General features: G+C 63.1%; 2 protein-coding genes and 1 pseudogene. 2 read left to right on the plus strand and 1 reads right to left on the minus strand.

The genetic code is table 11. From position 1 onward, the window contains the following. Window positions 1-570 (plus strand): annotated as a pseudogene (locus tag JWQ61_RS15875) (alpha-D-glucose phosphate-specific phosphoglucomutase); the annotation flags it as partial. Beyond that, complete coding sequence (locus tag JWQ61_RS15880) at window positions 567-1,877, plus strand: glucoamylase family protein (RefSeq protein WP_304361384.1); 1,311 nt, start codon at window positions 567-569, stop codon at window positions 1,875-1,877. The pseudogene JWQ61_RS15875 and the gene JWQ61_RS15880, both read left to right, overlap by 4 nt. On the opposite strand, the gene tkt is transcribed toward JWQ61_RS15880, so the two are convergent. Then, window positions 1,863-3,938, minus strand: coding sequence for a transketolase (tkt, locus tag JWQ61_RS15885; RefSeq protein ID WP_304361385.1), 2,076 nt, complete (start codon window positions 3,936-3,938; stop codon window positions 1,863-1,865). The two genes, JWQ61_RS15880 and tkt, sit on opposite strands and share 15 nt — an antisense overlap. Between the last annotated feature and the right edge of the window lie 212 nt (window positions 3,939-4,150).

Consider the following 4,150-nt stretch of genomic DNA (forward strand, 5'->3'; position numbering starts at 1 on the left):
TATGAAGTGCCGGCCGGCTTCAAATGGTTCGCCGCCGGCCTGAATGACGGTTCGCTCGGTTTTGGCGGTGAAGAGAGCGCCGGCGCCACTTTCCTGCGGCTGGACGGCTCGGCCTGGACCACCGACAAGGATGGCCTGGCGCCGGCCTTGCTGGCGGCGGAAATCACCGCGCGTAGCGGCAGGGATCCGGGCGAAGTCTATCGCAAGCTGGCCTCCGAGCTGGGCGATCCTGTCAGCACCAGGGTCGAAGCCAGCGCTACGCCGGCGCAGAAGAAGATGCTGTCGGCATTGTCGCCGCAGCAAGTGCAATGCGCAGAACTGGCCGGCGAGAAAATCCAGCACATCCTCAGCAAGGCGCCGGGCAACCAGGCTTCGATAGGCGGATTGAAGGTGGTCACCGAAGGCGGCTGGTTCGCGGCGCGGCCGTCGGGCACGGAAGATATCTACAAGATCTACGCCGAGAGTTTTCACGGCGAAGAACACTTGCAGCGCATCGTGCAGGAGGCGCAGGCGATCGTCGATGCAACCCTGGCAGGCAGTCCGCAATCGTCGCCGGCAACCAGCACATGAAGCGGAAAGCGCTGACAACGGCAGCCGAACTGGACATGCTGCAGCGCGAATCCTTCAGTTATTTCATGCACGAGACCAACCTGGAAAACGGGTTGGTGGTCGACAAGACCGCAACCGACTGGCCCGCCAGCATTGCCGCTGTCGGGCTGGCTCTGGCGGCTTATCCGGTGGCGGTCGAGCGCGGTTTCATCGGCCGGGCGGCAGCACGCAAACGGGTGCTGCTGACCTTGCGCTTCTTCTGGACCAGTCCGCAGGGGCCGGAACCGGATGCGACCGGCTACAAGGGTTTTTTTTATCACTTCCTGCATATGCAAACCGGCCGCCGCGCTTGGCAATGCGAACTGTCTACGATCGACACCACTTTTTTCCTGGCCGGCGCGCTGGCGGCCGGCTGCTATTTTGACGACCCCGCCAATACCGACGAAAGCGAAATCCGACGCCTGGCCGACGCCTTGTATCTACGCGTCGACTGGCAGTGGGCGCAAGACGGCGGCGGCGCGGTATCGATGGGATGGAAGCCGGAATCCGGTTTCCTGCCGAATCGCTGGGACGGCTATGACGAAGCGCTGCTGCTTTATATCCTCGGGCTGGGTTCGCCGTCGCATCCGCTGCCAGCCGACAGCTATTGTGACTGGGCCACCGCCTACCAGTGGCAACAAAGCTACGGCATAGATTATTTCTATGCCGGCTCCTTGTTCACGCATCAGCTGTCGCATATATGGGTGGATTTCCGCGGCATCCAGGACGGCGCCATGCGCATCAAGGGCATCGATTATTTCGAGAACAGCCGCCGCGCCACCCTGGTGCAGCAGCAATATGCGATAGCCAATCCAGGCGGTTTTTCCGGTTACGGCGAATATTGCTGGGGCATTACCGCCAGCGACGGCCCCGGGCCGTCGGTGCTGGATATCAAGGGCGTCAAGCGCGAGTTCTACGATTATGTGGCGCGCGGCGTGCCGCATGGCCCGGACGACGGCACGATCGCACCGTGGGTGGTGGTGGCCTCGCTGCCGTTTGCGCCGGAAATCGTGCTGCCGACCATCGATTATTTTGTGCACCAGGTCGGCCTCAAAACCGGCAATCCCTATGGTTTCAAGGCCACGTTCAATCCCAGTTACCCCTGCAACTGCGCGAATCCCTACGGCTGGATCTCGCCCTGGCATTTCGGCATCGACCAGGGGCCGATCATCTTGATGATAGAAAACTACCGCAGCGAAATGCTGTGGAGCTTGATGCGCAATTGCCCTTATATCGCGAACGGATTGCGGCGCGCCGGATTCAGCGGCGGCTGGCTAGGTGCGCAATAGGGCCAATGCCCGCTGACAGACGTTGGCTACGGTAAAACCGTATTCGTGCATCACCAGCTCACCCGACGCCGAGGCGCCGAAACGGTCCACGGCAAGCACATCGCCACGGATGCCGACATAACGATGCCAGCCTTGCGCCACACCGGCTTCCACCGCCAGCCTTGCGCCGATGGCGGGCGGCAGCACCGTGTCACGGTAAGCCTGGGGTTGCTGTTCGAACAGCTCCCAGCTCGGCATCGAAACAATCCGCACCTGGATATCCTGTTCCGCCAGATGCTGGCCGGCGGCCACGATCAGCGCCACTTCCGAGCCGCTGGCGATCAGGATCAAGTCCGGTTTGCCATTGGCGGCGTCAGCCAGGATGTAAGCACCGCGCTGCAGTTCTTCTGCCCCGGCAAACCGCGTGCGGTCCAGGGTAGGGACATTCTGCCGCGTCAGCACTAGCGCCACCGGCCGTTCGTGCGATTGCACCGCCACCCGCCAGGCCGCTGCCGTTTCATTGGCGTCGGCGGGGCGCAGCACGATCAGGTTGGGCAGCGCGCGCAGGCTGGCCAGCTGTTCCACCGGCTGGTGCGTGCCGCCGTCTTCGCCGAGGGCGATGCTGTCATGGGTAAACACGTACACCACCTGCAAGCCCATCAGGGCGGCAAGGCGGATAGAGGGCCGCATGTAGTCGGAAAACACCAGGAAGGTGGCGCCGAACGGCAACGCGCCGCCATGCGCCGCCATGCCGTTAATGATCGCGCCCATCGCGTGTTCGCGCACGCCGAAATGCAGGTTGCGGCCGCTGTAGCTCCAGCCGCCGCCGTCGGAACCCTGGCGGTCGCCGGCAATGATGTCGCCCGGCTCGAAATCTCCGAAGCCTTTCAAGGCGCTGTAAGTTGACGGATCAAGGTCTGCCGAGCCGCCGATCAGCGCCGGCAGATGCGCGGCGATGGCGTTCATGACCTTGCCTGACGCCACCCGCGTCGCCATGCCCTTGGCGTCGGCCGGGAACTGTGGGATGTCGGCATCCCAGCCCGGCGGCAGGCCTGCCTTGCCGCCTTCCATGAGCTGCTGCAGTTCCAGCGCGAGCTGCGGAAACTGCTGCTGGTAGGTGGAAAATTTTTCCTGCCAGGCCGCCTCGGCTTCCTGCCCCAGTTGGCCGCCTTCAAGGAAATGCGCGGCGGCCGCTTCGGGAATATAGAAAGAGGGCTGCTCCGGCCAGCCCAGCTTCTGTTTGGTCAGGCGCAGTTCTTCCACGCCAAGCGGCGAGCCGTGCGCTTCGAAACTGTCTTGCTTGTTGGGTGAACCGAAACCCAGGTGGGTGCGCACCAGGATCAGCGAGGGCCTGCCGGTCTCGCCGCGGGCCGCATCCAGCGCCCGCGCTATCGCCGCCAGGTTGTTGCCGTCTTCTACCGTTTGCGTGTGCCAGCCGTAGGCGTCGAAGCGCTGCGCGCGGTCCTCGCTGAAGGTGATGTCGGTGCCGGCGGACAGCGTCACCCGGTTGTCGTCGTACAGGTAAATAAGTTTGCCCAGCTGCAGGTGGCCGGCCAGCGATGCGGCTTCCGAGGCGATGCCTTCCATCAGGTCGCCGTCGCTCACTATGCCGTAGGTGAAATGATTGACGATGTCGAGGTCGCCGCGGTTGTAGCGCGCAGCCAGGTTGGCTTCCGCCATCGCCATGCCGACGCCGTTGGCAAATCCCTGGCCCAGCGGCCCGGTGGTGACTTCGACGCCCGGCGTCAGGCCGCGCTCCGGATGGCCGGGCGTATGGCTGCCCCATTGGCGGAACTGCTTGATCTGCTCCAGCGGCAGGTCGTAGCCGCTGAGATGCAGCAGGCTGTACAGCAAGGCCGAACCATGGCCTGCCGACAGGATGAAGCGGTCGCGGTCGAACCAGTGCGGATCGGCGGGATGGTGCTTGAGGAACTGTGTCCACAATACGTAGGCCATCGGCGCCGCGCCCAGCGGCAATCCTGGATGGCCGCTGTTGGCTTGCTGTACGGCGTCGACCGACAGGAAGCGCAGGGTATTGATGCACAAATCGTCGAGGGCGGAAGCGGGAAGCGTTGAGCTCATTCGGCAACTCCTTGAATTCGGTGGGGATGATGCAATGCAGGGGAGGGGCGCTCAGAGAAAGGTAACACTCTTTGCGGTGGTCTTCACCGGTTTAATGTAACGGACAATAGCGGAGGAATTGAGCAAGGGTGGTGCTGGTATGTTTCCCGACCGCCAGCCCCGGTAGTCCGATATTTACACCGACGTCTTCCGATAAAACCGCTTGTAAGGCG

This window comes from Collimonas fungivorans (assembly GCF_028292705.1).
Classification (GTDB): Bacteria; Pseudomonadota; Gammaproteobacteria; order Burkholderiales; family Burkholderiaceae_D; genus Collimonas; species Collimonas fungivorans_B.